This window comes from Streptomyces sp. NPDC007907, assembly GCF_042959365.1.
GTDB lineage: Bacteria > Actinomycetota > Actinomycetes > Streptomycetales > Streptomycetaceae > Streptomyces > Streptomyces indiaensis.
Map to the genome: position 1 here is coordinate 151,588 of NZ_JBIBKR010000009.1, position 26,918 is coordinate 178,505.

The 26,918-nt window shown below is 72.3% G+C and carries 23 protein-coding genes, 1 tRNA gene and 3 pseudogenes; 7 read left to right on the forward strand and 20 right to left on the reverse strand.

Annotated features, from left to right (window positions below; genetic code table 11):
* Nucleotides 1-132 precede the first annotated feature (132 nt).
* The 11 genes from yajC to pgsA form a co-directional block, all read right to left on the reverse strand.
* The gene (gene yajC, locus ACFZDI_RS32315; protein ID WP_234845065.1) at nucleotides 133-624 is read right to left on the reverse strand and encodes a preprotein translocase subunit YajC; all 492 of its coding nucleotides are present in this window, start codon (nucleotides 622-624) and stop codon (nucleotides 133-135) included.
* Nucleotides 625-809: 185 nt separating this feature from the next.
* Entirely contained in the window at nucleotides 810-1,880 is a 1,071-nt protein-coding gene (ruvB, locus tag ACFZDI_RS32320) for a Holliday junction branch migration DNA helicase RuvB (protein ID WP_391255457.1), read from the reverse strand.
* A gap of 37 nt (nucleotides 1,881-1,917) precedes the next feature.
* Entirely contained in the window at nucleotides 1,918-2,523 is a 606-nt protein-coding gene (gene ruvA / locus ACFZDI_RS32325; protein WP_391255459.1) for a Holliday junction branch migration protein RuvA, read from the reverse strand.
* Nucleotides 2,520-3,050: a crossover junction endodeoxyribonuclease RuvC gene (ruvC, locus tag ACFZDI_RS32330; protein ID WP_391255462.1), complete on the reverse strand. Its 531-nt coding sequence runs from the start codon at nucleotides 3,048-3,050 to the stop codon at nucleotides 2,520-2,522. Before ruvC ends, ruvA begins: the two co-directional genes overlap by 4 nt.
* A 109-nt stretch (nucleotides 3,051-3,159) precedes the next feature.
* Nucleotides 3,160-3,912, reverse strand: coding sequence for a YebC/PmpR family DNA-binding transcriptional regulator (locus tag ACFZDI_RS32335; protein WP_234845061.1), 753 nt, complete (start codon nucleotides 3,910-3,912; stop codon nucleotides 3,160-3,162).
* A 48-nt stretch (nucleotides 3,913-3,960) separates the two neighbouring features.
* A complete protein-coding gene (gene pdxT / locus ACFZDI_RS32340; RefSeq protein ID WP_391255465.1) occupies nucleotides 3,961-4,569 on the reverse strand; it encodes a pyridoxal 5'-phosphate synthase glutaminase subunit PdxT in 609 nt (202 codons plus the stop codon).
* 13 nt (nucleotides 4,570-4,582) lie between these two features.
* Nucleotides 4,583-5,488, reverse strand: a complete 906-nt coding sequence (pdxS, locus tag ACFZDI_RS32345) for a pyridoxal 5'-phosphate synthase lyase subunit PdxS (RefSeq protein WP_053668287.1) — start codon at nucleotides 5,486-5,488, stop codon at nucleotides 4,583-4,585.
* Between the two features lie 138 nt (nucleotides 5,489-5,626).
* Nucleotides 5,627-6,169 (reverse strand): hypothetical protein, encoded by a 543-nt coding sequence (locus ACFZDI_RS32350; protein ID WP_234845059.1) that lies wholly within the window; start codon nucleotides 6,167-6,169, stop codon nucleotides 5,627-5,629.
* Between the two features lie 230 nt (nucleotides 6,170-6,399).
* Nucleotides 6,400-7,563, reverse strand: coding sequence for a glycosyltransferase family 4 protein (locus ACFZDI_RS32355; RefSeq protein WP_385665297.1), 1,164 nt, complete (start codon nucleotides 7,561-7,563; stop codon nucleotides 6,400-6,402).
* Nucleotides 7,560-8,468, reverse strand: coding sequence for a phosphatidylinositol mannoside acyltransferase (locus ACFZDI_RS32360; protein WP_234845057.1), 909 nt, complete (start codon nucleotides 8,466-8,468; stop codon nucleotides 7,560-7,562). Before ACFZDI_RS32360 ends, ACFZDI_RS32355 begins: the two co-directional genes overlap by 4 nt.
* Nucleotides 8,465-9,232: a phosphatidylinositol phosphate synthase gene (pgsA, locus tag ACFZDI_RS32365; RefSeq protein ID WP_391255942.1), complete on the reverse strand. Its 768-nt coding sequence runs from the start codon at nucleotides 9,230-9,232 to the stop codon at nucleotides 8,465-8,467. Before pgsA ends, ACFZDI_RS32360 begins: the two co-directional genes overlap by 4 nt.
* Before the next feature lie 219 nt (nucleotides 9,233-9,451).
* Between pgsA and ACFZDI_RS32370 the strand changes: the two genes are divergently transcribed.
* Both ACFZDI_RS32370 and ACFZDI_RS32375 read left to right on the forward strand, forming a co-directional pair.
* Nucleotides 9,452-11,650, forward strand: a complete 2,199-nt coding sequence (locus ACFZDI_RS32370; RefSeq protein WP_391255470.1) for an elongation factor G-like protein EF-G2 — start codon at nucleotides 9,452-9,454, stop codon at nucleotides 11,648-11,650.
* Nucleotides 11,651-11,821: 171 nt separating this feature from the next.
* The gene (locus ACFZDI_RS32375; RefSeq protein ID WP_234845055.1) at nucleotides 11,822-13,489 is read left to right on the forward strand and encodes a cytochrome d ubiquinol oxidase subunit II; all 1,668 of its coding nucleotides are present in this window, start codon (nucleotides 11,822-11,824) and stop codon (nucleotides 13,487-13,489) included.
* Between the two features lie 120 nt (nucleotides 13,490-13,609).
* Here ACFZDI_RS32375 and ACFZDI_RS32380 read toward each other — a convergent pair whose 3' ends face one another.
* The 4 genes from ACFZDI_RS32380 to ACFZDI_RS32395 all read right to left on the reverse strand — a co-directional run bounded on the left by ACFZDI_RS32380 (nucleotide 13,610) and on the right by ACFZDI_RS32395 (nucleotide 18,289).
* The gene (locus ACFZDI_RS32380) at nucleotides 13,610-14,170 is read right to left on the reverse strand and encodes an HIT domain-containing protein (RefSeq protein WP_234845054.1); all 561 of its coding nucleotides are present in this window, start codon (nucleotides 14,168-14,170) and stop codon (nucleotides 13,610-13,612) included.
* Nucleotides 14,171-14,236: 66 nt separating this feature from the next.
* Complete coding sequence (thrS, locus tag ACFZDI_RS32385) at nucleotides 14,237-16,213, reverse strand: threonine--tRNA ligase (protein WP_234845053.1); 1,977 nt, start codon at nucleotides 16,211-16,213, stop codon at nucleotides 14,237-14,239.
* A gap of 295 nt (nucleotides 16,214-16,508) precedes the next feature.
* Entirely contained in the window at nucleotides 16,509-17,726 is a 1,218-nt protein-coding gene (locus tag ACFZDI_RS32390) for a hypothetical protein (RefSeq protein WP_391255475.1), read from the reverse strand.
* On the reverse strand, nucleotides 17,723-18,289 hold the full coding sequence (locus ACFZDI_RS32395; protein ID WP_391255478.1) for a DUF4365 domain-containing protein: 567 nt from the start codon (nucleotides 18,287-18,289) through the stop codon (nucleotides 17,723-17,725). Before ACFZDI_RS32395 ends, ACFZDI_RS32390 begins: the two co-directional genes overlap by 4 nt.
* 169 nt (nucleotides 18,290-18,458) lie before the next feature.
* Here ACFZDI_RS32395 and ACFZDI_RS32400 point away from each other — a divergent pair, with 169 nt between their 5' ends.
* A complete protein-coding gene (locus ACFZDI_RS32400; protein WP_234850621.1) occupies nucleotides 18,459-19,187 on the forward strand; it encodes a 3'-5' exonuclease in 729 nt (242 codons plus the stop codon).
* Nucleotides 19,188-19,272: 85 nt separating this feature from the next.
* Here ACFZDI_RS32400 and ACFZDI_RS32405 read toward each other — a convergent pair.
* Nucleotides 19,273-19,344, reverse strand: a tRNA-Val gene (locus ACFZDI_RS32405).
* 39 nt (nucleotides 19,345-19,383) lie between these two features.
* Entirely contained in the window at nucleotides 19,384-19,830 is a 447-nt protein-coding gene (locus ACFZDI_RS32410) for an SRPBCC family protein (RefSeq protein WP_391255483.1), read from the reverse strand.
* 97 nt (nucleotides 19,831-19,927) lie between these two features.
* Between ACFZDI_RS32410 and ACFZDI_RS32415 the strand changes: the two genes are divergently transcribed.
* From ACFZDI_RS32415 to ACFZDI_RS32430, 4 genes are all read left to right on the forward strand, one after another.
* Complete coding sequence (locus tag ACFZDI_RS32415) at nucleotides 19,928-22,312, forward strand: SCO7613 C-terminal domain-containing membrane protein (RefSeq protein WP_391255485.1); 2,385 nt, start codon at nucleotides 19,928-19,930, stop codon at nucleotides 22,310-22,312.
* A 146-nt stretch (nucleotides 22,313-22,458) separates the two neighbouring features.
* Entirely contained in the window at nucleotides 22,459-24,120 is a 1,662-nt protein-coding gene (locus ACFZDI_RS32420) for a helix-turn-helix domain-containing protein (RefSeq protein ID WP_234850619.1), read from the forward strand.
* Nucleotides 24,121-24,368: 248 nt separating this feature from the next.
* Entirely contained in the window at nucleotides 24,369-25,685 is a 1,317-nt protein-coding gene (locus ACFZDI_RS32425) for a diaminopimelate decarboxylase (protein WP_391255488.1), read from the forward strand.
* Nucleotides 25,686-25,696: 11 nt separating this feature from the next.
* A complete protein-coding gene (locus ACFZDI_RS32430; protein WP_053668272.1) occupies nucleotides 25,697-25,903 on the forward strand; it encodes a hypothetical protein in 207 nt (68 codons plus the stop codon).
* Between the two features lie 55 nt (nucleotides 25,904-25,958).
* Here ACFZDI_RS32430 and ACFZDI_RS32435 read toward each other — a convergent pair.
* From ACFZDI_RS32435 to ACFZDI_RS32445, 3 pseudogenes are all read right to left on the reverse strand, one after another.
* Nucleotides 25,959-26,247 (reverse strand): annotated as a pseudogene (locus tag ACFZDI_RS32435) (Tat pathway signal sequence domain protein); the annotation flags it as partial.
* A gap of 61 nt (nucleotides 26,248-26,308) precedes the next feature.
* Nucleotides 26,309-26,431, reverse strand: a pseudogene (locus tag ACFZDI_RS32440) (hypothetical protein); the annotation flags it as partial.
* 73 nt (nucleotides 26,432-26,504) lie between these two features.
* Nucleotides 26,505-26,908 (reverse strand): annotated as a pseudogene (locus ACFZDI_RS32445) (ABC transporter substrate-binding protein); the annotation flags it as partial.
* Nucleotides 26,909-26,918: the final 10 nt, after the last annotated feature.

Below are 26,918 nucleotides of genomic sequence, written 5' to 3' on the forward strand. Positions count from 1 at the left end.
CCTCCTCCCCGCCCGCCGGGGCCCCGGCCCCGGGGGGGGGGGGGGGGGGGTTTGGGGGGGGGGGGGGGGGGGGGGGGGGGGGGGGGGGGGGGGGGGGGGGGGGGGCGCCCCCCCCCCCCCCCGGGCCCACGACTACTTCGCCTCGGAGTCGCCGTCGGTCTTCTTCGGCTCCGCGTCCGTCTTCGCCTCGGTCGCCTCGTCGGACTGCTCGTCGGCCGCGTCCTTCTTGCCGAGGTCGACGGCCTTGTCGTCAGCGGGGGCGTCGGCGGCGGAGTCGTCGGACCCGGTGAGGGAGGAGGCGTCGTCCGGGACGAGGTCGGCGTCGGACTTCAGGTCGTGCTCGATGCCGTGGACGATGCGGTTGTACTCGTCGTCGGTGAGGACGGCGCCGATGGCGTTCTTGGCGAAGAGGAGCTCGACGCCGGGACCGGCGTCGACGAGGACGGTGTCCTCGTTCACCTCTTTGACCGTGGCGTACATGCCCCCGATGGTGCGGATGCCGCTGCCGGGCTGCATTTGGTTCCGCATCTCCACGGCCTGCTGCTGCTTCTTCTTGGCCGATCGGGTCATCAGGAACATGGCCCCGATGAGCACGATGAACGGGAGGAGGGTCAGGAGACTCACGGGTCGGTACTTCCTTCACACGACCGCGCTGTGAGCGGCCAGATGGTTGGGGGTGTGTACGCCGCCGTCAAAGGCGGCATCGGCGGAGTCTAAGCGAGTCCGCGCGCATGGAACAACGCTCAGCATGGCACCGGGGTTCCCCCTCCGGCCACTGACCTCGCCGCCCCGCGGGCGTGACGGCGTCGTCACGCCCCGAACAGGTCCCCTTGTCCGTTTCCGGCGCTCTGGGAACGTGGCGGGGTGAGGCCGAGGTGCGCCCATGCGGCGGGTGTGGCCACCCGGCCGCGGGGGGTCCGGGCCAGCAGGCCCTCCCGTACGAGGAAGGGCTCGGCGACCTCCTCCACGGTCTCACGTTCCTCCCCCACCGCCACAGCGAGCGTGGAGAGGCCGACCGGGCCGCCGCCGAACAGTTTGAGGAGGGCCTCCAGCACGCCGCGGTCGAGGCGGTCGAGGCCGCGCGCGTCCACCTCGTACACCGCGAGGGCGGCCGCCGCGATGTCCCGGGTGATCAGCCCGTCGGCCTTGACCTGCGCGTAGTCGCGGACGCGGCGCAGCAGCCGGTTGGCGATACGGGGCGTGCCGCGGGAGCGTCCGGCGATCTCGGCGGCGCCCTCCGGCTCGACCTCCACCTCCAGGAGGTTGGCCGAGCGGTGGATGACCCGCTCCAGTTCGGCCGGTTCGTAGAACTCCATGTGGGCGGTGAAGCCGAAGCGGTCGCGCAGCGGGGGCGGCAGCAGGCCGGCCCGGGTGGTGGCGCCGACCAGGGTGAAGGGCGGAAGCTCCAGGGGGATGGCCGTGGCGCCGGGGCCCTTGCCGACGATGACGTCGACGCGGAAGTCCTCCATCGCCATGTACAGCATCTCCTCGGCGGGCCGGGACATGCGGTGGATCTCGTCGAGGAAGAGGACCTCGCCCTCCTGGAGGGAGGAGAGGATCGCGGCGAGGTCGCCGGCGTGCTGGATGGCGGGACCCGAGGTGATGCGGATGGGGGCGCCCATCTCGGCCGCGATGATCATCGACAGGGTGGTCTTGCCGAGGCCGGGGGCGCCGGAGAGCAGCACGTGGTCGGCGGTGGCGCCGCGCGCGCGGGCAGCGCGCAGGACGAGGTCGAGCTGTTCGCGGACCTTCTCCTGACCGATGAACTCGTCCAGGTCCTTGGGGCGCAGGGCGGCCTCGACGGCCTGGTCGTCACGGTCGGCGACGGAGTCCACCAGCCGCTCGCCGGCGGTGGTGTCGGTCGTGTCGTCCCAGTTCATGAAAGTGCCTCAGAGGGTCGTGGATCGGCGGGCGCGGTCAGCGGGCGCGGTTCAGCGTCTGCAGGGCCGCCTTCAGCAGCTGCCCCACCTGGGGCGTGCCCCCGGCGGCCTCGGCCTGCGGGGTCACGGCGGTCACGGCCTCGTCGGCTTCCCGGGTCGCGTACCCGAGGCCGATCAGGGCGGCGTGCAGCTGGTCGCGCCAGCCGGAGCTGACCGGTGCGCCGACCACGGGGGCGCCGACGGGCGCGCCGAGCCGATCCTTCAGTTCCAGCAGGAGCTTCTGGGCGCCCTTCTTGCCGATGCCGGGGACGGTGGTGAGCGCCTTCTCGTCGGCGGTCGACACGGCTCGGCGCAGCGCGTCGGGGCTGTGCACGGCGAGCATGGCCTGGGCGAGTCTCGGCCCGACGCCGCTCGCGGTCTGGAGCAGCTCGAAGACCTGCCGCTCGTCGTCGTCCGCGAAGCCGTACAGCGTGAGGGAGTCCTCGCGGACGACCAGGGAGGTGTGCAGCTTGGCCGGCTGGCCCATGCGGAGCGTGGACAGCGTGTTCGGCGTGCACTGGACGGCCATGCCGACGCCGCCGACCTCGACGACCGCGGCGTCCGGGGCGAGTGCGGCCACTGTGCCGCTGACGAAGGCGATCATGCCGTCCGGCCTTTCGATGTGTGCAGGGCGACGGCCTGCTGGAGTCGGTTCTGCGCGGGTGCGCGCCAGATGTGGCAGATGGCGAGGGCGAGGGCGTCGGCCGCGTCGGCGGGCTTGGGCGGTGCGCTGAGCCGGAGCAGCCGGGTCACCATGGCGCCCACCTGTGCCTTGTCGGCCCGGCCGCTTCCGGTGACGGCCGCCTTGACCTCGCTGGGGGTGTGCAGCGCCACGGGGATCCCGCGGCGGGCGGCGCAGAGCATGGCGACGGCGCTGGCCTGGGCGGTGCCCATCACCGTACGGACGTTGTGCTGGCTGAAGACGCGCTCGACGGCGACGAACTCCGGCCGGTGCTCGTCCAGCCACTGTTCGATGCCCTGCTCGACGGCGACGAGGCGGTGGCCGAGGTCGGCGTCGGACGGCGTACGGACGACGCCGACGCCGATCATCGTGAGCGGCCGCCCGGCGACGCCCTCCACCACGCCGACACCGCACCGGGTCAGCCCCGGGTCCACCCCCAGTACGCGCACGCGCCCTCCCTTTCGCTCACCTGTTTGTGCAGGCTATCGGGTACCACCGACAACGCCACGGGCCGACGGGGTGTGTCCCGTCGGCCCGTTGACTCGGTGGAGCCCGGCGCTACGCGTCGACCTTCTCCATGACCTCGTCGCTCACGTCGAAGTTGGCGAAGACGTTCTGCACGTCGTCGCTGTCCTCGAGCGCGTCGATCAGCTTGAAGATCTTCTTGGCGCCCTCCTCGTCCAGCTCGACCTGCATGGTCGGGACGAAGTTGGCGTCGGCGGAGTCGTAGTCGATGCCCGCGTCCTGGAGGGCGGTGCGGACCGCGACCAGGTCGGTGGCCTCGCTGAGGACCTCGAAGGACTCGCCGAGGTCGTTGACCTCCTCGGCGCCCGCGTCGAGCACGGCCGCGAGCACGTCGTCCTCGGTCAGCTCGCCCTTGGGGACGATCACGACGCCCTTGCGGTTGAACAGGTAGGACACCGAGCCCGGGTCGGCCATGGAGCCGCCGTTGCGGGTCATGGCGACGCGGACCTCGGAGGCCGCGCGGTTGCGGTTGTCGGTGAGGCACTCGATGAGCACGGCCACGCCGTTCGGGCCGTAGCCCTCGTACATGATCGTCTCGTAGTCGGCGCCGCCGGCCTCGAGACCACCGCCGCGCTTGATCGCGGAGTCGATGTTCTTGTTCGGGACCGACTGCTTCTTGGCCTTCTGGACGGCGTCGTAGAGCGTCGGGTTGCCCTCGAGGTCGACGCCGCCCATCCGCGCCGCGACCTCGATGTTCTTGATCAGCTTCGCGAAGAGCTTGCCGCGCTTGGCATCGATGACGGCCTTCTTGTGCTTCGTCGTGGCCCATTTAGAGTGGCCGGACATCTGCCTGTCTCCTTCGCGTAACCCATCTCAGCAACGAACGCAGGAATCCTACAAGGAGTCCGCTGTCCGGTTCGCCCGCACCATGTCGACGAACAGGGCGTGGACGCGGTGGTCACCGGTCAGTTCCGGGTGGAACGACGTGGCCAGCGCGGTGCCCTGACGGACGGCGACGATGTGGCCGTCGTGCTCGGCGAGCACCTCGGTCCGGGCGCCGACGGACTCCACCCAGGGGGCGCGGATGAACACGCCCTCCACAGGATGGCCCTCGACGCCCCGGATGTCGACGGCCGCTTCGAACGACTCGTTCTGCCGTCCGAAGGCGTTGCGGCGCACGATCATGTCGATCCCGCCGATGGTCTCCTGGCCCGAGCGCGGGTCGAGGATCTTGTCGGCGAGCATGATCATGCCGGCGCAGGTGCCGTACACGGGCATGCCGTCCCGTACGCGTGCGCGCAGGGGCTCCATCAGGCCGAACAGGACGGCCAGCTTGGAGATGGTGGTGGACTCGCCGCCGGGGAGGACGAGACCGTCCACCTCGGCGAGTTCGTCGGGGCGCCGCACCGGCCTGGCCACGGCGTCGGCCGCGGCCAGGGCGACGAGGTGCTCCCGTACGTCGCCCTGGAGGGCCAGGACGCCTATGACGGGGGTGTCGCTCATGGATTCCTGTGCCTTACCAGCCGCGGTTGGCGTAGCGCTCGGCCTCGGGGAGGGTGTCGCAGTTGATGCCGACCATGGCCTCGCCGAGGTTGCGGGACGCGTCGGCGACGATCTTCGGGTCGTCGTAGAAGGTGGTGGCCTTCACGATGGCGGCGGCGCGCTTGGCCGGGTCGCCGGACTTGAAGATGCCGGAGCCGACGAAGACGCCCTCGGCGCCGAGCTGACGCATCAGGGCCGCGTCGGCCGGGGTGGCGACGCCGCCGGCGGAGAACAGCACGACCGGGAGCTTGCCGAGCTCGGAGACTTCCTTGACCAGCTCGTACGGCGCGCGCAGCTCCTTGGCGGCGGCGTACAGCTCGTTGTTGTCGTAGCCGCGCAGGCGGGCGATCTCGTTCTTGATCTGGCGCAGGTGGCGGACGGCCTCGACGACGTTGCCGGTGCCGGCCTCGCCCTTGGAGCGGATCATCGCGGCGCCCTCGGCGATGCGGCGCAGGGCCTCGCCCAGGTTGGTGGCACCGCAGACGAACGGCGTGGTGAAGGCCCACTTGTCGGAGTGGTTGACCTCGTCGGCCGGGGTGAGGACCTCGGACTCGTCGATGTAGTCGACCCCGAGGGACTGCAGGACCTGGGCCTCGACGAAGTGGCCGATGCGGGACTTGGCCATGACCGGGATCGAGACGGCGTCGATGATGCCCTCGATCATGTCCGGGTCGGACATGCGGGCCACGCCGCCGTCCTTGCGGATGTCGGCCGGGACCCGCTCCAGGGCCATGACCGCGACGGCGCCCGCGTCCTCGGCGATCTTCGCCTGCTCCGGCGTGACGACGTCCATGATGACGCCGCCCTTGAGCTGCTCGGCCATGCCGCGCTTCACACGGGCGGTACCGGTCTCGGGAGCCTGGTTTTCGGAGATGGACACGGGTGACCTCGCTGATGGGTAAAGAGGGTTTCTGCAAGCACTGAGGAAACGTGAGAGGACCAGGCCACATCAAGGGCCAATGGGAACGCCGTGGATCCTTTTCCGGCGGGCGGCGGGAAAACGCCGGGTGAACGGGGCTCAGGCGGCCCGGTCCACCAGGGCCGCGGGAGGCTCGTCGTCCATCTCGAAGGCCATCGGGAAGGGGGCGTGGCCGGCCAGGCGGAACCAGCGGACCTTGCGGTGCCGGCGCAGGGCACGGGCCGCCCGTACGGCGTCGTTGTGGAAGCGCCGGGCCATCGGCACCCTGCGGACCGCCTCGGTGAGTTCCCGGGCCGCCTCCTCTCCCCCGGGTGCCTCCCGCACGGCCTCCACCTGCGGGGTCTCCCCGAAGACCGCCCGCAGCGCCTGGCTCAGTTCGCTCTCGGCGACCTCCCGCTGCTCCTCCTCGGCCTGCCGGGCGGCGTGCGCGGCCTCGTACAGCACGATCGAGGCGGCAGGGTCCAGGACCCCCGAGGTCGCCAGCTCCTGCGCCACCGAGGCCCGGCGCAGCAGCTGCGCGTCCAGGGCGGCCCGGGCGGCGTCGATCCGGGCGTGGAGGCGGTCGAGCCGGCCTGCGGTCCAGCTCAGGTAGAGCCCGATCGCGACCAGGGCGACGGCGATCCAGATGAGAGTGGTGGTCACGGGCGGCAAGGCTAGCGTCACGGACGCCCCCGGAGTTCACCCCCACCCCACGCGTGGCCGCAAGGCGGGGCCGACAGGTCGGGCGGGCGTCACGCCCCGGGCGGCCCCGGCAGGCCCGCCGGGTCAGTCCCATGCGCCTCCCTGCTGCCCCCGGCAGACCCGGTGCCGGCCCGCGCGAACCCCAGCCGCCCCCGGTCTCCGCCCCGCACGAACCCCAGCCGCCCCCGGTCTCAGTCCCGCGCGAACCCCAGCCGGCCCCAGAGCCCGGTCGTGCGCTCGTCCTCGGCGACCGCTGCCGCTCCGGCCGTCACCGTCTCGTAGACGGACAGGATGTCCGCGCCGACCGTGGACCAGTCGAAGCGCCGGACGTGGGCGCTCCCCCGCGCGCGCAGTTCCGCCCGTCGCTCGGGGTCCGCCAGGAGCCGTACGGCCGCGTCGGCCAGCGCGTCCGCGTCCTCGTTGGGGAACAGTTCGCCGGCCGCTCCGCGGTCCAGGACCTGGGCGAAGGCGTCCAGGTCGGAGGCGAGGACGGGGGCGCCGGCGGACATGGCCTCGACGAGGATGATGCCGAAGCTCTCCCCGCCGGTGTTGGGCGCGACGTACAGGTCGACGCTGCGCAGGAAGCGGGCCTTGTCCTCGTCGCTGACCATGCCGAGGAACTCGACCCGGGAGCGCAGTTCGGCAGGCAGGGACGCCACGGCCTCCTCCTCGTCACCGCGCCCGGCGACCAGCAGCCGGGTCTGCGGGCGCGCGGCGAGGATCTTCGGCAGCGCCTTCATCAGCACCGGGAGTCCCTTGCGGGGCTCGTCGATGCGCCCGACGAAGCCGATGGTGTCGCCCTGCCACTCGGCCTTGGGCTCGGCCTCGGCGAAGAAGTCGACGTCGACGCCGTTGGGGATGACGACCGCGTCGCCGCCGAGGTGCTCCACCAGCGTGCGGCGGGCGTACTCGCTCACCGCGATGCGGGCGCTGATCTTCTCCAGGGCGGCCTGGAGGATCGCGTACGCGGCGATCATCGCGCGTGAGCGGGGATTCGACGTGTGGAACGTGGCGACGATCGGCCCCTGGGCGGCCCAGCACGTCAGCAGGCCCAGCGACGGGGAGGTCGGCTCGTGGATGTGGATGACGTCGAACGCGCCGTCGTGCAGCCAGCGGCGCACCCGCGCGGCGCTCAGGAAGCCGAAGTTCAGCCGGGCCACGGACCCGTTGTACGGAACCGGCACCGCGCGCCCGGCCGAGACCACGTACGGCGGCAGCGGGGTGTCGTCGTCGGCCGGGGCCAGCACAGACACCTCGTGACCGAGGCGGATGAAGTACGCGGCGAGGTCACGGATGTGGAACTGGACGCCGCCCGGTACGTCCCAGGAGTACGGGCAGACGATGCCGATTCTCACGGGCGTCCCTTCGCGGGGTCGAGGTCCGCGAGCCACAGGCGTTGCAGCATGTGCCAGTCCTCCGGATGGTCGGCGATCCCGGTGGCGAAGGCGTCGGCCAGCGCCTGTGTCATGACGGACGTCTTCTCGGCGCGCGTACCCGACTCGGGCACCTCGACCGGCGGGTGGACGCGGCCCCGCATCATGGGCGAGTCGTCGTACCAGAGGGTGACGGGCAGCAGCAGGGCACCGGTCTGCTGGGCGAGCAGGGCGGGGCCGGCCGGCATCCGGGCCGTGTCGCCGAAGAAGTCCACCTCGACGCCCGAGGCGGACAGGTCGCGGTCGGCGACCAGGCAGACCAGGCCCCCGTCGCGCAGCCGCCGGGCCAGGGTGCCGAAGGCGGTGCCGCCGCTGTGCGGCAGGACCTCCATGCCGAGGCCCTCGCGGTAGGCGACGAACCGGTCGTAGAGCGTCTCGGGCTTCAGGCGTTCGGCGACCGTGGTGAAGGGGATGCCGAGCTTCGTGGTGACCCAGGCTCCGGCGAGATCCCAGTTGGCGAGGTGCGGCAGGGCGAGTACGACGCCCTTGCCGGCGGCCATGCCCTCGGTGAGGTGGTGCAGGTCCTTGGGGTCGAAGCCGCCCCTGATCCGTTCCTTGCTCCAGGCGGGGAGGCGGAACGACTCCATCCAGTAGCGCAGGTAGGAGCGCATGCCCGCGCGGGACAGCTCGGCCAGGCGCTCGGGGCTCGCGTCCGGCACCACGCGCGCGTAGTTGCTCTCCAGGCGCTGGACGCCCTTGCCGCGCTGCTTCCAGGCCAGGTCGGCGATGGTCCGGCCGAGCCGTGCGGCGGCCGGCTCGGGGAGCTTCTTGACCGTGCCCCAGCCGAGGCCGTACAGCGCGTCCGTCAGCCGGTCCTGAGCGCTCACGTGGCCGCCTCGCTCCCGTGGGAGGCGTTCTGCTGCTCGTCCTCGCCGCCCTGCCCGTCCTGCTGCGCGGCGGCCGCGGCCTCGGCCTCGGCGGACTCGCGGCGGACCGTGACGACCCGCTGGATCAGCGTGACGAGGCTGCCCACGGCGACGATCCACAGGGCGACGGGCAGCAGGTACTGGATGCCGGGCACTCCGAACTTGTGCAGGCCCGCGAGTCCGGCCGCGACCAGGGAGATCACCAGCCGCTCGGCCCGCTCGACGAGCCCGTTGACCGCGACCGGCAGACCGATCGACTCGCCGCGGGCCTTGGTGTACGACACCACTTGCCCGCTGGCCAGGCAGAAGATCGAGACGGCGCAGAGCACCAGGTCGTCACCGCCGCCGGCGTACCAGAGGATGAAGCCGCCGAAGATCGCCCCGTCGGCGACCCGGTCGAGCGTGGAGTCCAGGAAGGCGCCCCAGCGGCTGGAGCGGCCGAGCTGGCGGGCCATGTTGCCGTCGACGAGGTCGGAGAACACGAACAGCGTGATCACGACCGTGCCCCAGAAGAACTCGCCCATGGGGTAGAAGACCAGCGCGCCCGCGACCACACCGGCGGTGCCGATGAGCGTGACGGTGTCGGGGCTGACCCCCCGCCGGATCAGAAACGCGGCGAACGGTGTGAGGACACGCGTGAAGAATGCACGCGCGTACTTGTTCAGCATGGCCTTCCCGAGGGTCGGTGTCGCCGTCTGGCCCCTGCTGGCCACCGGCTGGCCCATCGTAGTCACGCGCGCGCATGGGCGAGGTGCGGGCACCCGGACCCCTTTCGGGGGAACCCGCGAGCCGCTGGTGGGCGGTGGGATCACGTCGTTCGTATGGACGCACCGTGACGGGAGTGGGAAGGTCGAATGACCGCGGGCGTCGCCGGAGCCGCCACCGCACGCGGCTCCCGCGAGTCCGCGCCCACAGTGACCTCACCGTGCACGGGAGGCAGGATCATGGGCGACAAGGTACAGACACACCCTGGGGCCGCCGGCAGGGCACAAGCGGCCGACCACCCTCAGTCCGTACGGAATGTGGTGCTGGTCGGCCACTCCGGATCGGGCAAGACCACCTTGGTGGAGGCCCTCGCACTCACGGCGGGGGCGGTGAACCGGGCGGGCCGCGTGGAGGACGGCGGCACCGTCTCCGACTACGACGACATCGAGCACCGGCAGCAGCGCTCGGTACAGCTCTCCCTGGTGCCCGTCGAGTGGGACGGCATCAAGGTCAATCTCCTCGACACCCCCGGATACGCCGACTTCGTCGGTGAGCTCAGGGCCGGTCTGCGCGCGGCGGACGCGGCCCTTTTCGTCGTCTCGGCCTCGGACGGCGTGGACGGCTCGACCCGCATGGTGTGGGAGGAGTGCGCGGCCGTGGGGATGCCCCGGGCCATCGTCGTCACGCACCTGGAGTCGGCGCGCTCCGACTTCGAGGAGATGACCCGGACCTGCGCGGAAGCCTTCGGCGCGGACGACCCCGACGCGGTCCTGCCGCTCTACCTGCCGCTGCACGGCCCCCCGGCACCGGACGGGCACGCGCCGGTGACCGGCCTGATCGGGCTGCTGTCGCAGAAACTGTTCGACTACTCGACCGGCGAGCGCAAGGAGTCCGAGCCGGTTGAGGACCAGCTGCCGGTGATCGAGGAGGCCCGCAACCGGCTCATCGAGGGGATCATCGCCGAGAGCGAGGACGAGACCCTCATGGACCGCTACCTCGGCGGGGAGCCGGTCGACGTCGCCACGCTCATCCAGGACCTGGAGCGGGCCGTCGCGCGGGGCGTCTTCTTCCCCGTCCTGGCCGCCGCGCCTGCAGGCGAGGGCGCCCGGCAGGGGCTCGGCACCCTGGAGCTGCTGGAGCTGATCACGCGAGGCTTCCCGACACCGCTGGAGCACGAGACGGTGCGGGTCACGACCATCGACGGCAAGCCGCGCGAGCTCAAGCCGTGCGATCCGGACGCTCCGCTGGTCGCGGAGGTCGTGAAGACCTCCTCCGACCCGTACGTGGGGCGGCTGTCGCTGATCCGGCTGTTCTCCGGCACCCTGCGCGCCGACCAGACCGTCCACGTGTCCGGGCACGGCCTGGCCGACCGGGGGCACGAGGACCACGACGTCGACGAGCGGATCGGCGCCCTGTCCACGCCGTTCGGCAAGCAGCAGCGGCCCGTGTCGCACGTCATCGCGGGTGATCTGGCCTGCGTGGCGAAGCTGGGCCGCGCCGAGACCGGCGACACCCTGTCCGCCAAGGACGATCCGCTGCTCATGGAGCCGTGGCAGATGCCCGACCCGCTGCTGCCGCTGGCCATCCAGGCGCACAGCAAACCGGACGAGGACAAGCTGTCCCAGGGCCTGGCCCGGCTGGTGGCCGAGGATCCGACGATGCGGCTGGAACAGAACCAGGACACCCACCAGGTGGTCCTGTGGTGCCTGGGCGAGGCGCACGCCGACGTCGCCCTGGAGCGGCTGCGCAGCCGCTACGGCGTCCAGGTCGACGTCGTGCCCCACAAGGTGTCCCTGCGCGAGACGTTCGCGACCAAGTCGACGGGCCGCGGCAGGCACGTCAAACAGTCCGGCGGACACGGGCAGTTCGCGATCTGCGAGATCGAGGTCGAGCCGCTGCCCGGCGGGTCCGGCATCGAGTTCGTCGACAAGGTCGTGGGCGGCGCGGTGCCCCGGCAGTTCATCCCGTCGGTGGAGAAGGGCGTACGGGCGCAGGCGGCCAAGGGGGTCGCTGCCGGGTACCCGCTGATCGACGTACGGGTGACCCTGCTGGACGGCAAGGCGCACTCGGTCGACTCCTCCGACGCCGCCTTCCAGACGGCGGGCGCGCTCGCGCTGCGGGAGGCCGCGGCAGACGCGCGGATCCATCTGCTGGAGCCGGTGGCCGAGGTGTCGGTGCTGGTCGGCGACGAGTTCGTGGGCGCCGTGATGAGCGACCTGTCGGGGCGGCGCGGGCGGGTGCTCGGCACCGAGCAGACGCCCGGCGGGCGCACGCTGATCCGGGCCGAGGTGCCCGAGATCGAGATCGGCCGGTACGCGATCGACCTGCGGTCGATGGCGCACGGCACGGCGGGGTTCAGCCGGCGGTACGCGCGGCACGAACCGATGCCGCAGCAGGTGGCGGACCGGGTGCGTGAAGAGGAGCGCGTGGCCTCGTAGTTGGCGCCGGGTGCCACCAAGTTCCCTCCTGGGGGCTCCCCTCCGCGGGGGCGGGCGGCTTGACGGGCCGCCCGCCCCCGCTCGCCGGTGCGGACGGATACGCTGATGACCTGATCAACAGGTGTGCGGAGCGCGGAAGTCGGGAAGGCCGCAGATGCGGATGCGGCAGCGATGGGGGCGGCAGTGACGGACGGATTCGACTTCAGCCCGGGGGCCCAGGTGCCTCTCGCGGGTGCGAGCGGCCAGACGGCGGCGACCTATGCGCTGGCCGCCGCCGCGTACCGCGACGACGAGGTCACCAAGATCCTGAAGGCGGACAACGAGTGGCACCAGTCGAAGGTGACCCCCCCGCGCCCCTGGGCGAAGATCTTCCGGCCCAGGTTCGGTGAGGCCTTCTCCCGTGCGGTGATCGACCGGATGCTGGGTGCCGGGCGCAATCCGGTCATCCAGTCCTTCGGCATCGAGCCGCAGGTCGTCGTGGAGCACTGCCTGGCGGCCCACCGCATCCGCCGCGACCGCGACAACTGGCTCTCGGCGATCACGGTGATCTGCGGGCTGCTGTTCCTGCCGGGCTTCCTCGTGTGGCTGCTGGTGTTCACGCTGCGCACCACCATGGCCAAGCGGGAGGACAAGCGCACGGGCGCCCTCGCCACGACCCTGCTGGTCGCCGTCGGCGCGCTCGCCGTGCTGTTCCTGATCCGTATGCCGTTCAGCGGCTTCTGGGCCCTGTACGGCCGCGCCGCGGTGATCATGCCGGTCGTCGGCTGGTTCTGGGCCAAGCAGATCTGCGAGCGGACCGCCCGGGACCTGCGGGAGCGCTGGTCGAGCCTGCTGTCGGGCGGCGGTGTCGGCGCCAAGATCCCCGAGGCGGTCCCCGGCAACCCGGGTGACGCGGCCGAGCAGGTCCGCAAGGAGCTGGCCCGGCTGGCCGCCGAGCAGCGTTCCAACTCGGTCTTCTACGCCGGCCCCAAGGGCATCCTCGGCATGGGCACGCGGTGGGGCAGCTGGCAGCTGGCCGAGGAGCTGGTCTCCGCCGAGCCGGGCAAGGAGTTCCACCCCTTCCGCAGCTGGGACGTCATCGTGGCGATCCAGGGCGGGCTCGGGATGCTGGAGCGTACGTCCATCAACACCGGCGGCTTCCCCAAGCCGTCGATCACGCACTGGGTCGTCACGCCGATCGGCGAGAAGGCGACGGAGGTGTCCCGGCCGAGCGGTACGGACGTCGACGCGTACACGGTGCGCACGCACGCCATACAGGACATCTGCAACAAGCAGCAGTTCGGCAGCGGTGACCGGCACTACCTGGGTGTGCAGTGGACCCTGTGGGACGGCCACTTGGTGATCACGATGCTGATCACGGTGACCGTGCTGCACGACACGCTCCGCATCGAGGTCACCGGGCATGCTCTGGGGCCGGTCAACTCCCTGTTCAACGAGAAGCCGGCGGCCAAGGAGAAGGCGGTGCAGAAGGCCTTCCGGTTCTGGGAGACCCGGACCGTGAAGCTGCCGCTGATCGACGCCGACGAGGTGGTGCGGCTGGCCGCGCGCGCCCCGCTGACCTGGTACCCGCCGCTGCTGAACTGGCTCGGCGGCAGTCTGACGCTGCCGGAGCCGTTCGGTCTGCGCCACGCGTGGGCCGACCAGCCCTGGCGGCACCGGTTCATGGCCGACGACGCGCTGCGGGCTGCGACGCCCGTGCTGCGGGTGGTGCATGCGGCGGCGCTGAAGGTGCTGCGGGAGAACGGCGTGGACGTGGAGAAGTTCGGGTCCAGGTCGGCGGCGCTCAGTGGGGCGGTGCAGGAGGCCTCACCGAAGAAGGCGGATGTGTACGACGCGTAGTCGATCGTCCGCGGGACGGTGGGGGCCGGTGTTCCCGGGGCTGCGCCCCCGGACCCCCATCGGCCTGAACGGCTTCGCCCTCGAGCGCCGGACGGGCCGGGAAGTCCACCCCGGCCGGGATCAAACGGTCGGCCAGGCCTCCGCCAGCATCTTCCGTGTGTCGGCCAGGAGCTGCGGCAGCACCCGCGTGTGTCCCACCACCGGCATGAAGTTCGTGTCGCCGCCCCAGCGCGGCACGATGTGCTGGTGGAGGTGTGCGGCGATGCCTGCGCCCGCGACCGTGCCCTGGTTCATGCCGATGTTGAAGCCGTGCGCGCCGGAGGCCGTGCGCAGGGCCGTCATCGCCTGCTTGGTGAGTTCGCCGAGCTCGGCGGTCTCCCCCGCCGTGAGGTCCGTGTAGTCGGCGACGTGCCGGTAGGGCACGGTCATCAGGTGGCCGCCGTTGTACGGGTAGAGGTTGAGCACCGCGTAGACCTGCTCGCCGCGCCGGACGACGAGCCCGTCCTCGTCGGACTTGGCCGGGATCGAGCAGAAGGGGCAGCCGTCGCCGGCGCCCGGGCCGGTGGGCTTGTTCTCACCCTGGATGTAGGCCATCCGGTGGGGCGTCCACAGACGCTGGAACGCGTCCTGCGTCCCCACTCCCAGCTGCTGCTCCGGCTCACTCGTCATGCAGTGCAGCATATGGCGTCGAGCTGGGGGGACGGCAAAGGCCCCCGGATCTCCCCCGGGGGCCCGTGCACGGTTCGGTCAGACCTGAGCGCGTTCCTCGACGACCTTCACGATCTTCGCGATGGCCTCGTCGAAGGGGATGCCGTTCTCCTGCGAGCCGTCGCGGTAGCGGAAGGACACGGACTCGTGGGACATGTCCTCGTCGCCCGCGATGACCATGAAGGGCACCTTCTGCTTCTGGGCGTTGCGGATCTTCTTCTGCATGCGGTCGGAGGAGGAGTCGACCTCCACGCGCAGGCCCTTCTTCCGGGCCGCGGCGGCGAACTTCTCCAGGTACTCCACGTGCGCGTCGCCGATCGGGATGCCGACCGCCTGGACGGGGGCCAGCCACGCCGGGAAGGCGCCCGCGTAGTGCTCCAGGAGGACCGCGAAGAAGCGCTCGATGGAGCCGAACAGCGCGCGGTGGATCATGACCGGGCGGGTCTTGGTGCCGTCCGCGCCCGTGTACTCCAGGTCGAAGCGCTCGGGCAGGTTGAAGTCGAGCTGGATGGTCGACATCTGCCAGGTGCGGCCGATGGCGTCCTTGGCCTGGACGGAGATCTTCGGGCCGTAGAAGGCGGCGCCGCCCGGGTCGGGCACCAGCGGCAGGCCCTGCTTCTCGGCGACCTGGCGCAGCGTCTCGGTGGCCTCCTCCCAGGCCTCTTCCGAGCCGACGAACTTCTCCGGGTCCTTGGTGGACAGCTCCAGGTAGAAGTCGGTCAGGCCGTAGTCGCGCAGCAGGTTCAGCACGAAGGTGAGCGTCTTGTCGAGCTCCTCGGACATCTGCTCGCGGGTGCAGTAGATGTGCGCGTCGTCCTGGGTGAAGCCGCGGGCCCGGGTCAGGCCGTGCACGACGCCCGACTTCTCGTACCGGTACACGGTCCCGAACTCGAAGAGGCGCAGCGGCAGTTCACGGTAGGAACGCCCGCGCGCGTCGAAGATCAGGTTGTGCATCGGGCAGTTCATGGGCTTGAGGTAGTAGTCCACGCCCTCGTCGAGCTGCATGGGCGGGTACATGCCGTCGGCGTACCAGTCCAGGTGGCCCGAGGTCTCGAAGAGCTTCCCCTTGGTGGCGTGCGGGGTGTAGACGAACTCGTAGCCCTCCTCCTCGTGGCGGCGGCGCGAGTAGTCCTCCATGACCCGGCGGATGACGCCGCCCTTGGGGTGGAAGACGGCGAGGCCGGAGCCGATCTGCTCGGGGATGGAGAACAGGTCCAGCTCGTTGCCCAGCTTGCGGTGGTCGCGCTTCTCGGCCTCCGCGAGGAACTCCAGGTGCGCCTTCAGCTCGTCCTTCGTGGGCCAGGCGGTGCCGTAGATGCGCTGGAGCATGGGGTTCTTCTCGCTGCCGCGCCAGTAGGCGGCCGCGTTGCGCATCAGCTTGAACGCCGGGATGTTGCGGGTGGTGGGCAGGTGGGGACCGCGGCAGAGGTCCTTCCAGCACAGGTCACCGGTCTTGGCGTCCAGGTTGTCGTAGATCGTCAGCTCGCCGGCGCCGACCTCGACGTCCGCGCCGTCGTCGGAGGAGGCGGAGCCCTTGAGGCCGATCAGCTCCAGCTTGTACGGCTCGCCGGCCAGCTCCTCGCGGGCGGCCTCGTCGGTGACCACGCGGCGGGAGAAGCGCTGCCCGCGCTTCTGGATCTCCTGCATCTTCTTCTCGATGGCCTTGAGGTCATCGGGGTGGAAGGGCTTCTCCACGTCGAAGTCGTAGTAGAAGCCGTCCTTGACGGGCGGGCCGATACCGAGCTTGGCCTCGGGGAAGAGCTCCTGCACGGCCTGCGCCATGACGTGCGCGGTGGAGTGGCGCAGGATGTTCAGACCGTCCTCGGAGGAGATCTCGACGCCCTCGACCTCGTCGCCGTCGGACAGGGCGTACGACAGGTCCTTGAGCTCGCCGGCCACGCGCGCGGCGATGATCGAACGCTCGCCGGCGAAGAGCTCGGCGGCCGTAGTGCCCGTCGTCACCACGCGTTCTTCCCGCTCGGAATCGCGCTGGATGATCACACGGACGTCTGACACCGGTCTCTCCTGACTGAAGGGGGCTGCGGCGCCATACCCGAGCGCGCGCACGAGTAAGGATCGTACCGACCCGGGACCACTCGACGCGAAATCGATCTGCGCAGCCCCTTGCCCCCGGGCTTCGCCGGTCGACCTCCCGGCCCTCGCCGGTCGCCTTCCCCCGCCTTGCCGGTCCCCGGCCTTGCCGATCCCCGTCCCCGGCCTTGCCGGTCCCCCTCTCCGGCCTTGCCGGTGCCCGTCCACAGGGCTCGCCGGCCCCTCCCCGGGGCCTCGCGCATCCTCTCCCCCGGTCTCCTCAGTCCCCTCCGCAGGCGTCCTCGAAGAAGTCGAGGTTCTCGTGGAGCTCCTTCATCATGCGGTCCCGCTCGGCGTCGTCGACCTGGACGGGCACGACGCCGTGGGCACCGGTGAGGCGGCGGAATCCGCCCCGGCTCTCCAGACGCCCCTGCACCCGGACCGGCAGTCCGACGAGGTGGGCGTGCCCGGCGATCCGGTACGCCTCCTCGTCGAGGGTGATCCGTACGTTCGGCACGTCGGCACCGGCCAGCACGCGCAGCCGTACCGTGCCCTCGCCGCGCGGCCCGGACCTGCGCAGCCGTACCACCGCTCCGGTGATCCGCACCGGCACGGCGGGTTCCTCGCGCAGATAGCGGGCGCCCGCCTCGCGCAGCACGGGCAGGTCGCCGGGTGAGAACTCCACGGGCTCGGCGGAGGCGGCGCACCCCTCGGGCACACCGGCCGCCGGGGCCCACTCGACAGCGATCCGGGCGCCTTCCGTGCCCCGGACGAGCGCCACCAGGGCCTCGGTGAGCTCGTGGCTCACCCCTGCCTCCACCGCGGTGCCGAAGCCGTCCATGCCGCCGGTGGCCCGCTGGTAGTCGATGGCCTCCCGGGCGGCGAACAGGGCCTGGTGGAGGCGTACGGCGAGGGGGCGGCCGCCGGCCACCGGCACGAACGCGGTGAGGCGGCCGTCGGCGGCGGAGCCGACCAGGACGTTCTCCAGGGCCGCGGCGGCGGCGCGGCGGTGCCGGGCGCCGTGGTAGCCGGCCCGGGCGCGGGTGGCGAGGGCCGCGGCGAGCAGCATCCGGCGGGCGGCGCCGCGCAGCCGGTCCTCGACGGTCCAGGTCGCGGCGCCGGCGGGCCCGGCCGGGACGTCGTGCCACCAGCGGATCTCGTCGCTGGGCACGGCGAGGGAGACGAGCACCTCACGGGCGGACGGCGAGCCGCTGCGGGACAGGGCGAGCAGGGCCTCGCCGAGCAGTTCGCCGCTGTCGGGGAAGGCGCGGCTCTCCGGCACCAGGAGGCTGGTGCCGCCGGCGCCCGGGCCGGGCGGGGTCCAGCGGCCGTAGCGTCCCGGGGCGCCGCCGCGGCGCTGCCAGCCGTGCCGGCGCAGCAGGGTGCCCAGCACGTCCGGGTCGATGTCGGCGGGCTCGGGCGGGGCGCCGTTCCAGGTGGTGTCGACGGGGTGCGGCCGGACCTGCCGCAGTGGTTCCTCGGTCGGGCGGTGCGTCACGGTTTCCCTCCCGTCCCGACCCGCGTCATGATCTCGCACAGGGCCCGGTCGTCGAAGATGCGTGAGGTCGGTATGCGCACGGTGGTGCGGCGGCGGCCGGTGATCGGCTGTCCGGCGAGGTTGGTCCAGTAGCAGCAGTGCCTGAGGTCGAGCCGGTCGTGGCCGGCGCGCAGCCAGTCGTCCCGGGAGCGCGGCACCAGCATCACCACCAGGATCTTGTGGACCGACACGGGGGTGCGGGCGAGCTTCGCCAGGTGGTCGTTGTCGAGCGTGAAGGAGAAGGTGCGGCCCGGAGGGTGGGGCGGCACCTGGGAGGTGGCCTTGAGCTGCACCTTGATCGTGACCTCGTCGTCGACCGTGTGCCCGGGGGCGCTGTGGCTGACGTGCCAGTCGATGCCGTTGTCGGGAAAGGGCTGGGACAGCGAACAGCCCGCGGCGGCCGCGACGGCGTGCAGATAGCCGACCTGCAGTGTCTCCATGCAGGCGGTGGTGGCGAGAGTGCCGCGAGAGGGAGCCGTGCGCTCGGGCAGCAGCCCGCCCCGTTCGGGCTGCGCAATGGCCATGGCCAACAGCCTTCCAGAACAAGTGATTCCCCGCTGCGGGCCGCTGAACTGCATCAACCCGTACTCCTGTTGTCTCCTTCCGGCGTACGGCGCAAACAGCCCGGGTATCACCGGATCGGGCAGCGGACGGTGCGTCAACTGCCGAAGGTGAACGAGGGGTTGTGTGGCGATGACGACGTGCTGGTACGAAGGGCCGCTGGCCGCCTTCGACACGGAGACGACGGGCGTGGACGTCGAGACCGACCGGATCGTGTCGGCCGCCGTCGTGGTCCAGGATGCGCCGGGCATCCGGCCGCGGGTGAGCCGCTGGCTGGTGAACCCGGGGGTGCCGGTGCCCGCCGAGGCGACGGCGGTGCACGGGCTGACGGAGGAGCACCTGCAGCGCAACGGCCGGTGGCCGGCGCCGGTGATGTACGAGATAGCGCAGGCGCTGGCCGAGCAGGCGCACGCGGGGCGGCCGGTCGTGGTGATGAACGCGCCGTTCGATCTGACCCTGCTGGATCGGGAGTTGCGCCGGCATCGGGCTTCGGCGCTCGGCCGCTGGTTCGAGTCGGCGCAGCTGTCCGTGCTGGACCCGCGGGTCCTGGACAAGCACCTGGACCGCTACCGCAAGGGCCGCCGGACCCTGACCGACCTGTGTGCACACTACGGCGTCGCCTTGGAGGGCGCGCACGACGCGGCGGCCGACGCGGTGGCGGCGCTGGAGGTCACCCGGGCGGTGGGCCGCCGGTTCGCGTCCCGGCTGGAGCGCCTCGCCCCGGGTGAGCTGCACACGCTGCAGGCGGTGTGGCACGCGGCGCAGGCGCGGGGTCTGCAGGCGTGGTTCGCGCGCAGCGGTGTGGACGAGGCGGTCGACCCGGCGTGGCCGTTGCGTCCGGGTCTGCCGGCGGCGGCCTGAGCGTCCGGCGCGCCGGACGCGGGGCCCACAGGGGCGCGCGGGCGTGAAAAAACCGGTCCGTCTGCGACGGACCGGCTGTTTCCGGTGGGCGATACTGGGTTCGAACCAGTGACCTCTTCGGTGTGAACGAAGCGCTCTCCCACTGAGCTAATCGCCCGGGAACGCACTGAACCATACAGGCCCGGGCACGCTTCCTTCAAACCGCTCGCAGGTGCCTGAGGAGTCCGCGCCGCCCGGAACGCATCATCAGCGCGTGGTTGACGCGGAAGACGGGGCGTCCCGGCACGGCGAGCCGCCGCAGCAGCGGCTTGTGCACGCGGACGACCTGGTCGTACCGCGCGAGGCTGCCCTTCCCGCGTGGTGTCACGGTCCAGCGCGCCCAGCCTTCGATGTCCCCGGACAGGGACGTCTCCAGCACACCGGCCGCGGGGTCGTGGCGCACCTCGCGCGCCGTGAAGGTCATGTCGTACGGCAGGACGGAGCGGATGCGGATCACGCCGGTGGTGTCGTCGAGCCGGGTCACCTCCCTCACCTGGCGCCACCAGTGCGGATAGTCCTCGGGGCGTTCCAGCACGCCGTACACGGTGGCGGGGGGTGCGGGCAGGGTCCACCGACTGCGGAAGCGGTAGTGGTTCCAGTCCATTCCCGCAGTCTGCCCACTCGTGACGTGGGCTGTCTGAGTACGCGCCTGAGTAGCGGCACTCATGCCGTGCGGGGTGACCCGGACCACACTGCGGTCCATGACCCACCTTCCGCCCCCGGCCGAGGAGTTGCGGCTCCTCGATGCCGAGCTCCGACAACTGGACGCCCGCCGCGCCCAGTTGCTGACCCGCCGCGCCTGGCTGGTAGCGGCCCTGCACCAAGCACAGCAGCGCCCGCACGCCCAGGCATCGCCGTGGCCGCCGCAGGCCGCACCGGCCCGGCCGGAGACGGCCGCGCCCAGCGTGCAGAACGTGCTGCTGGTCCTCGGAGGTGTCCTGCTCACGCTCGCGGCGGCGGTGTTCACCCTGGTCAGCTGGGGGCACATGGGGATCGCCGGGCGGGCCCTGGTGCTCGGCGCGGTCACGCTGGCCACCCTCGCCGCGCCCGTGGCCCTGCTGAAGCGGGGGCTGCGGTCGACGGCCGAGTCCGTGGCGGGCCTCGGGCTCGCCCTGACGGTCCTGGACGCCTACGCGCTGCACGCGGCGGCCCTCGCCGGAACGGACGGGACCGGGTACGCGGCCGCCGCGACCGCGGTGCTCGCGGCGGCCTGGACGGCGTACGGCCTGCTGCCGGCCACGTCCGCGCTGCGTCTGCCCCTGCCCTGCGCCCTGGCGGCGGCCCAGTCCCCGCTTCTGCTGTGGGCCGTGGCCGCCGACGCAGGCCCCCACCTGATCACGGCCGCGATGCTGGTGACGGCCGGGCTGGACGCGGTGGCGGTGGCGCGGTTGACGGCCGGGGCGGTGCGGATCACCGCCGTCGTCGGCGCCTACGGCATGGGGGGCTGGGGCGTTCTGGGGGCCAGCTGGCTGTCCGTGACGGCCGGCGGTCCCGGTGACGCCTGCCGTGCCGGGGCGCTGCTCCTGCTCGCGGCGGTGATCGCCGTGGGTTCGGCCCGGCGGGGTCCGGGCGTCAGGCACGCCCTCGGCCTCGCGGTCACGGCCGGGCTGCTCGTCGTGGGCGCGCTCGGCGGTGTGGTGCGTTCCGTGGTGCCGTCGGCGTGGGTGGTCCCGGCTCATCTCGCCGTCGGCATCACCCTGCTGGCGGCGGTCCGGGCCGGGCGGCTGCCGGACGCGCTGCGGCGGGGGCTTGCGTGGGCCTCCGGTGCCGTACAGGCGCTGGCCGTGCTGACGACCCTGCCCGTGGTCGTGGTGGTGCTGCTGGGTCCGGCCGGCCGGCTGGCCCGGGTGTGGAGCGGTGCGCCGTCGGACGCCCGTGCGGCGGTGACCGTCGACGTGCCCTGGCCGCCGCACGCGACGGCGGCTCCGGTGGTGCTGGTGGCCGTGGCGGCGGTGCTCGCCCTGGCGGTCCGCACGGAGGTGTGGCGCCCGCGGGCCCGGCTCGGTGCTCTCGGCCTGCTCTGGGCCACGGCGTTGATCCTCGCGGCGATCCTGGAACTCCCGTACGCCGCCGGGTTGCTGGTCCTGGGCGTGCTGACGGGGGCCGCGCTGTACGCGTGCCGGATCACGGCGTCGGCCGCGCAGGTCACCGCACTCGTCCTCGCCCTGGTCACGGCCGCCGGTCTCACCCTGGTCTCCCTCGCGTCCCAGTCCGCGACCCTCGCCGTGCTGTCCGCGCTGACGACGCTGTTCGCCGCGGCCTCGTGGCGGGCGGACGTCGCCCCGTTCACCGCCCCGGTGTCCGTCGTGTACGCCGGCGCGCTGGCCTCGGCGTCGGGTGCCGCCGCGGACTGGCCGGCGGCCCGGACCGCCCTGCTGGTCCTGTTGGTCGCCGCTGCCGCGGCCCTGCTGGCGGCGCGTCTCGGCGCGTCCCGGGCGACGGTGCCGGTCGAGACCGTGGGGGCCGCCCTCGGGCTGTTCGCGGTGGCTCTGGTGCTCACCGACCCCCCGATGCTCGCGCTGGTGCTGGCCCTGTGCGGGGTGATCGCCGCGGGCACGGCCCTGCGCGCCGAGCGCCGTCCCGTCGGCTACGCGGCCACGGCCCTGTTCGTGCTGGCCGCCTGGGTCCGCCTTGCCGCCTGGGACGTGGGCACACCGGAGGCCTACACCCTTCCGGTGACCGTCCCTGCGCTGCTCGTCGGAGCGCTGCGGCGGCGCCGCGACGCTCAGGCCTCCTCCTGGACGGCGTACGGCGCCGGGCTCGCCGCGACCCTCCTGCCGAGCCTGGTGGCGGCCTGGGCGGACCCGATGTGGACCCGGCCGCTGCTGCTGGGCGTCGCGGCGCTGCTGATCACCCTGCTGGGCGCCCGGTACCGGCTGCGGGCGCCGCTGGTGCTCGGCGGCTGGGTGCTGGCCCTGGTGGCCCTGCACGAACTCGCCCCGTATGTCGTTCAGGTGACGGGGGCCCTCCCCCGCTGGGCGCCTCCCGCCCTGGCCGGCGTCCTGCTGCTGGCTCTGGGGGCGACGTACGAGCAGCGGATCCGGGACGTCCGGCGGATGCGGGAGGTCCTGGGGAGGATGCACTAGGGGCGCGCGGCTCCCCGCGGTGCGCGCCGTCGGCGCCTCCGTGTGCCCCGAAGGCCCCTCGACGGGGAACCGGGCCCGTGATGTCATACGTGGTCTCCGAACGGCCGCCGGGCAGCGGCACGGTCGGGCAGGGACGGGGAGGCACCGTGACGGACCTGGGGGAATCGTCGGGCCGGGGCCCGGGCGCCGAGGACGGAGGGACGCTGGAGCGTCTGCTCTCGGTGGTGGGGGCGGGGGCCGTGGAGTTGCACACGGCCCCGGAGGGACTGCGCACGAAGGTCACGGGTGTCCATGTGCTGGACGCCCTGGAACCGGCGATCCGTGCGCGGGAGTTGCTGCTCGCCGTCGGAGTGGACCCGCGTTCCGCGCACGCGGTCGACGTGGTGCGGCAGGCGGGTGAGGCCGGTGCGGCGGGCGTGGTGTTCGGTCCGGGCCGTCCGGAGGCCGCCGCGCGGGCGTTGCAGGCGGTCGCGCAGGAGAGCGGCACGGCGGTGCTCTTCCGCACCGCCTGGTGCACGTGGGCGCAACTGGTGGGGGTGCTGAGGGCGGGACTGGCCGCGGCGGGCGCGCCCGCGGTGCCCATGGCCGGCGATGTGCGCCTGGGCGATCTGGACTCGCTGGCCGACGCGGTCGCCGCCCTGGTGGGAGGCTCGGTGACGATCGAGGACACGGAGTCGCGGGTGCTGGCCTACTCCTCCACGGAGGAGAACGTCGACGAGATGCGCCGGCTGACCATCCTCGGCCGTCGCGTGCCGCCCTGGCGGGTGGCGGCCATGCGGGAGGCGGGGTTCTTCCAGGCGCTGTGGGGTGCGGACGATGTGCTGCACCGGCCCGCCCGAGGACAGGACCCGGAGCGTCTGGTCGGTGCCGTGCGGGCGGGCGGAGAGGCGCTCGGATCCATCTGGGTGGCGGCGGTGGCCGGCCGGCCGCTGTCGCCGGACGCCGCGGAGACACTGCGCGCGGCGGTCCGGGCCGCCGCCGCCCATCTGCTGCACCACCGCACCCACCGCTCCGAGGGCCGGCTGGTGGAGGACGCGGCCCGGGCGCTGCTGGAGGACCGCGGATCGGTCGAGGTGCTCGCGGAGCGGGCCTGGCTGCCGCCCCGGGAGCCCTGTGCCGTCCTGGCGGTGGGGACCGGCACCGGCCGCCCCGCGGACGACAATCCGGCCGGGCTGCACGGCCTGCTGACCTTGCACTGCGCGGCCCTCGGCCACCGGGTCGTGGTGGTTCCGGCGGGCGGCAGGACCCTGGTGCTGCTGACCGGGCTGGAAGGCGACCCGCAGCGGGCCGACGCCCAGGTGAGACGGCTCGGGAACGCCCTGGCCGAGCAGCTGTCGGCGACGATCGGCACGACGGTGAAGGCAGGGCTCGGTGACGTGGTCCCCGGCCTGGCACGGGCGCCCGAGTCCCGCAGGTCGGCCGAGCAGGCCCTCCAGGCGCTCATCGCGTCCGGCGGACCGCACACCGTGGCGCGCAGCGAGGACGTCGCGGACACCGTGGGCATCCTCCAAGTCGTCGACGCCCTGCGCGAGTTGTCTCTGCCGGCGCGGACGTCGGTGGCCCGGCTGAGGGAGTTCGACGCCGAGCACGGCGGCAGCTGCCTGGTGGAGACCCTGCGCGCCTACCTCGACCACTTCGGTGACGTGTCCGCCGCTTCGCGTGCCCTGGGCGTGCACTCCAACAGCCTGCGCTACCGGTTGCGCCGCATCACGCAGGTGTCCGGGCTGGATCTGGACAGCCCCGACGCCCGGCTGCTGGCCCAGGTGCAGTTGCGTCTGGGTGGCGAGGCCGGCGGCACCCGCCTCTGAACGCCCGCACCGAGGCTCGTCCACACGGGCGGTCGGTCGTTTGGCCGCGGCCACCATCCAGGGGGCTGCCCCGTTGTCGTATCGGACAACGCCTGTGCCCGGCGCGTGGGTTGTCGCCGTCAGCCACCGCTCGTGCGGCTCACGGCTTTGACGATTCGACGATGACGCCGGCCGGGTGCGGACAGGAGCCTGGTGGTCCACCCCGGGCGGTCCGGGGCGCCGCGCCTACGACACCGGAAGGGCACACCATGACCGGACTGACTGCCGCCGAGCGACGCGAACGGATCCTCCAGGAGGCGGTGCGGCAGGGACTGCTGGACGCCGAGCGGTCCCCACTGGCCGCTTTCGTCGACCTGGACGGCGTCGCGGCGACCGTCGCCTCCCTGCATCGAGCCTTCCCCTCCTCTCCCGGTGTCCTGCACGCGTTCGCGGCCAAGGCGAACTGTCTGGTGCCGGTGCTGGCGGAGCTGCGGCGGCTCGGCATGGGCTGCGAGGTGGCCACCGAGGGCGAGCTGGCCCGCGCACTGGCCGCCGGATTCGCGCCGGAGCGGATCGTCTTCGACTCACCGGCCAAGACGGAGGCCGAACTGCGGCACGCCCTCGACCTGGGGGTGACCGTCAACGTGGACAACTACCAGGAACTGGCGAGGATCGACCAGGCGCTCGGCGACAGCGTCCCGCTCTCGCGGATCGGGGTGCGCGTCAACTCCCAGCTCGGCGGCGGCAGCATCGCCGCGATGAGCACGGCGACGAGCACGTCGAAGTTCGGCGTGCCCCTGGCGGACCCGGGAAGCCGGCAGCGGCTGCTGCGCGCGTACCACGACCACCCGTGGCTCACCTGGGTGCACACGCACGCCGGTTCGCAGGGCTGCCCGCTCAACCTCATGGCCGGCGGGGTCGCGCAGGCCGTGGCGTTCGCCGAGGAGGTCAACGCCTCGCTGGGGCGGCGCCAAGTCGTCGGCATCGACATCGGCGGTGGTCTCCCCGTCAACTTCGCCGACGACGAGACCACGCCGACCTTCGACACGTATGTCCGGCACCTGCGCGCCCAAGCTCCCGCCCTGTTCTCCGGCGGGTACGAACTCGTCACCGAGTTCGGGCGGTCCGTCCTCGCCAAGAACGGGTTCACCGCCGCGTACGTGGAGTACACGAAGAGCATGGGCGGCCGGCCGATCGCGGTCACCCACGCCGGGGTGCAGGTCGCCACGCGGACGGTGTTCAACCCCGACGCCTGGCCCCTGCGCATCGAGGCGCACGAGGGAAGCGGCAGGGCCAAGCGGGGTGGGCCGGTCCGTCAGGACATCGCGGGACCTGCCTGTTTCGCCGGTGACCTGCTGGCGCGCGACCGTGCGCTGCCGCTGCTGGAGCCCGGTGACCTCATCGCCGTCCCGGACACGGGCGCCTACTACTTCTCGACGCCGTTCCACTACAACAGCCTGCCCGAGCCCGCCGTGCACGGGGTCCGGACGGACGGTGTCGGCGGAGGTGTCCGCTTCGAGCTCCTGCGTCCCGCTCAGGACCCGTGGGACGTACCCGTGCTCGAACCCGCTGTCGGAGTGAGGTAGGGAGCACTCGGGTGGCACAGGCCAACCGTCGGCGCACCGGCCGGGACGGGCCGCTCCTCACCCAGCGCGCCGCCATCGTCTTCCTGCTCGCGGCCCTGGTCGGCATCGGTGCCACCGTCCTGTCGGCACTGGCCGGCAACACATGGCCCGTCGCGGTGAGCGTGGGCGGCGGGGTGACGGCACCGGCCGTGCTGTTCTTCCACCAGATCATCGACTAGGGCGAGCGGTTTCCGGCAAGGCGTGGCCACGGGAACCGCTCGTCTCAGCCTTCCGCTACGGCATCGTGTCGCCGGGCAGGGCCAGGTTCTCGATGGCGGCGAGGCCGTACAGCGCGGTGTCGTTCGTGGACACCCAGGTGGCCTCGCTGCCCGGCACCAGCGCGGCCGGACCGCTCACCTTCTCTCCGTCAGGGCGCCGACTCCTGGTAGCCGTCGTAGTGGTAGAGCTTCTCCCAGGCCCGGGTCGCGAGCTTCACGTCGCCGGTCTTGACGGCCGCGTACGCGTCCAGGCGGGAGTGGCCCTGGAACAGCAGCAGACTGCCGAAGTCGGAGCCGTAGCGGGCCAACCTTCTTCTCGGGTGCGGCGGGCGTCCCGGCGGCGAGGGTGAGTGTGCCGTCGCCCGAGGCGACCGCGTGAGCGGTCCACTTGAGGGAGCCGTCGGGCCAGTAGGCGAGGCGCCAGGACTGCACGGGTACGGCCCTGCCGGAGGCGTCCGTCAGGGCGAAAGTCTGGTCCTTGCGGTACACACCGTTCGGCGCCCGGCTGGAATGGGCGGCGGCTCCGGTGACGCTGCTCCGGCTTCACCCCGGCGCGCGCCTAGACGGGCTCGTCGATGACGAGCGCCATGGAGTCCGAACCGACCGGAACGCCGGGAGCTCCCCGTCGATCTCACCGCACTTCTCGAGTTGCGCGCGGAATCCGTCCATCCGGAGGTGGCCGGCCTGGGCCTGCTCGCTGAGATCCAGCAGCACGTTCTTCGCGTCGTATTTCCTGAGGAAACCGATGGCATTCTGGAACACCTCCGGCGGATTCCCGCCGGAGGCTTGGGTGTTGAACTTCTCCCAGAAGTCGAGATAAGGCTGGAAGTCCGTTTTCACCTTGATCTTCGGGTACTTCTTCTCGAACAGCGCGATGGTCTTGTTGCTGCGCTGGGCACGGCCCTCCGCACCCCATCACGCGTAACGGATCGTCACCGTCCCGTCCGCGGAGGCCCCTCCGTCGCCATCGAGTAAG

Excerpts from the sequence above, each read along its gene's own strand:
- ruvB (WP_391255457.1), bottom strand. The coding sequence starts at position 1,880 with ATGAACTGGGACGACACGACCGACACCACCGCCGGCGAGCGGCTGGTG.
- ruvA (WP_391255459.1), bottom strand. The coding sequence starts at position 2,523 with ATGATCGCCTTCGTCAGCGGCACAGTGGCCGCACTCGCCCCGGACGCC.
- ACFZDI_RS32335 (WP_234845061.1), bottom strand. The coding sequence starts at position 3,912 with ATGTCCGGCCACTCTAAATGGGCCACGACGAAGCACAAGAAGGCCGTC.
- pdxT (WP_391255465.1), bottom strand. The coding sequence starts at position 4,569 with ATGAGCGACACCCCCGTCATAGGCGTCCTGGCCCTCCAGGGCGACGTA.
- pgsA (WP_391255942.1), bottom strand. The coding sequence starts at position 9,232 with ATGGGCCAGCCGGTGGCCAGCAGGGGCCAGACGGCGACACCGACCCTC.
- ACFZDI_RS32370 (WP_391255470.1), top strand. The coding sequence starts at position 9,452 with ATGGGCGACAAGGTACAGACACACCCTGGGGCCGCCGGCAGGGCACAA.
- ACFZDI_RS32375 (WP_234845055.1), top strand. The coding sequence starts at position 11,822 with ATGGGGGCGGCAGTGACGGACGGATTCGACTTCAGCCCGGGGGCCCAG.
- ACFZDI_RS32380 (WP_234845054.1), bottom strand. The coding sequence starts at position 14,170 with ATGCTGCACTGCATGACGAGTGAGCCGGAGCAGCAGCTGGGAGTGGGG.
- ACFZDI_RS32395 (WP_391255478.1), bottom strand. The coding sequence starts at position 18,289 with ATGGCCATTGCGCAGCCCGAACGGGGCGGGCTGCTGCCCGAGCGCACG.
- ACFZDI_RS32400 (WP_234850621.1), top strand. The coding sequence starts at position 18,459 with ATGACGACGTGCTGGTACGAAGGGCCGCTGGCCGCCTTCGACACGGAG.
- ACFZDI_RS32410 (WP_391255483.1), bottom strand. The coding sequence starts at position 19,830 with ATGGACTGGAACCACTACCGCTTCCGCAGTCGGTGGACCCTGCCCGCA.
- ACFZDI_RS32415 (WP_391255485.1), top strand. The coding sequence starts at position 19,928 with ATGACCCACCTTCCGCCCCCGGCCGAGGAGTTGCGGCTCCTCGATGCC.
- ACFZDI_RS32425 (WP_391255488.1), top strand. The coding sequence starts at position 24,369 with ATGACCGGACTGACTGCCGCCGAGCGACGCGAACGGATCCTCCAGGAG.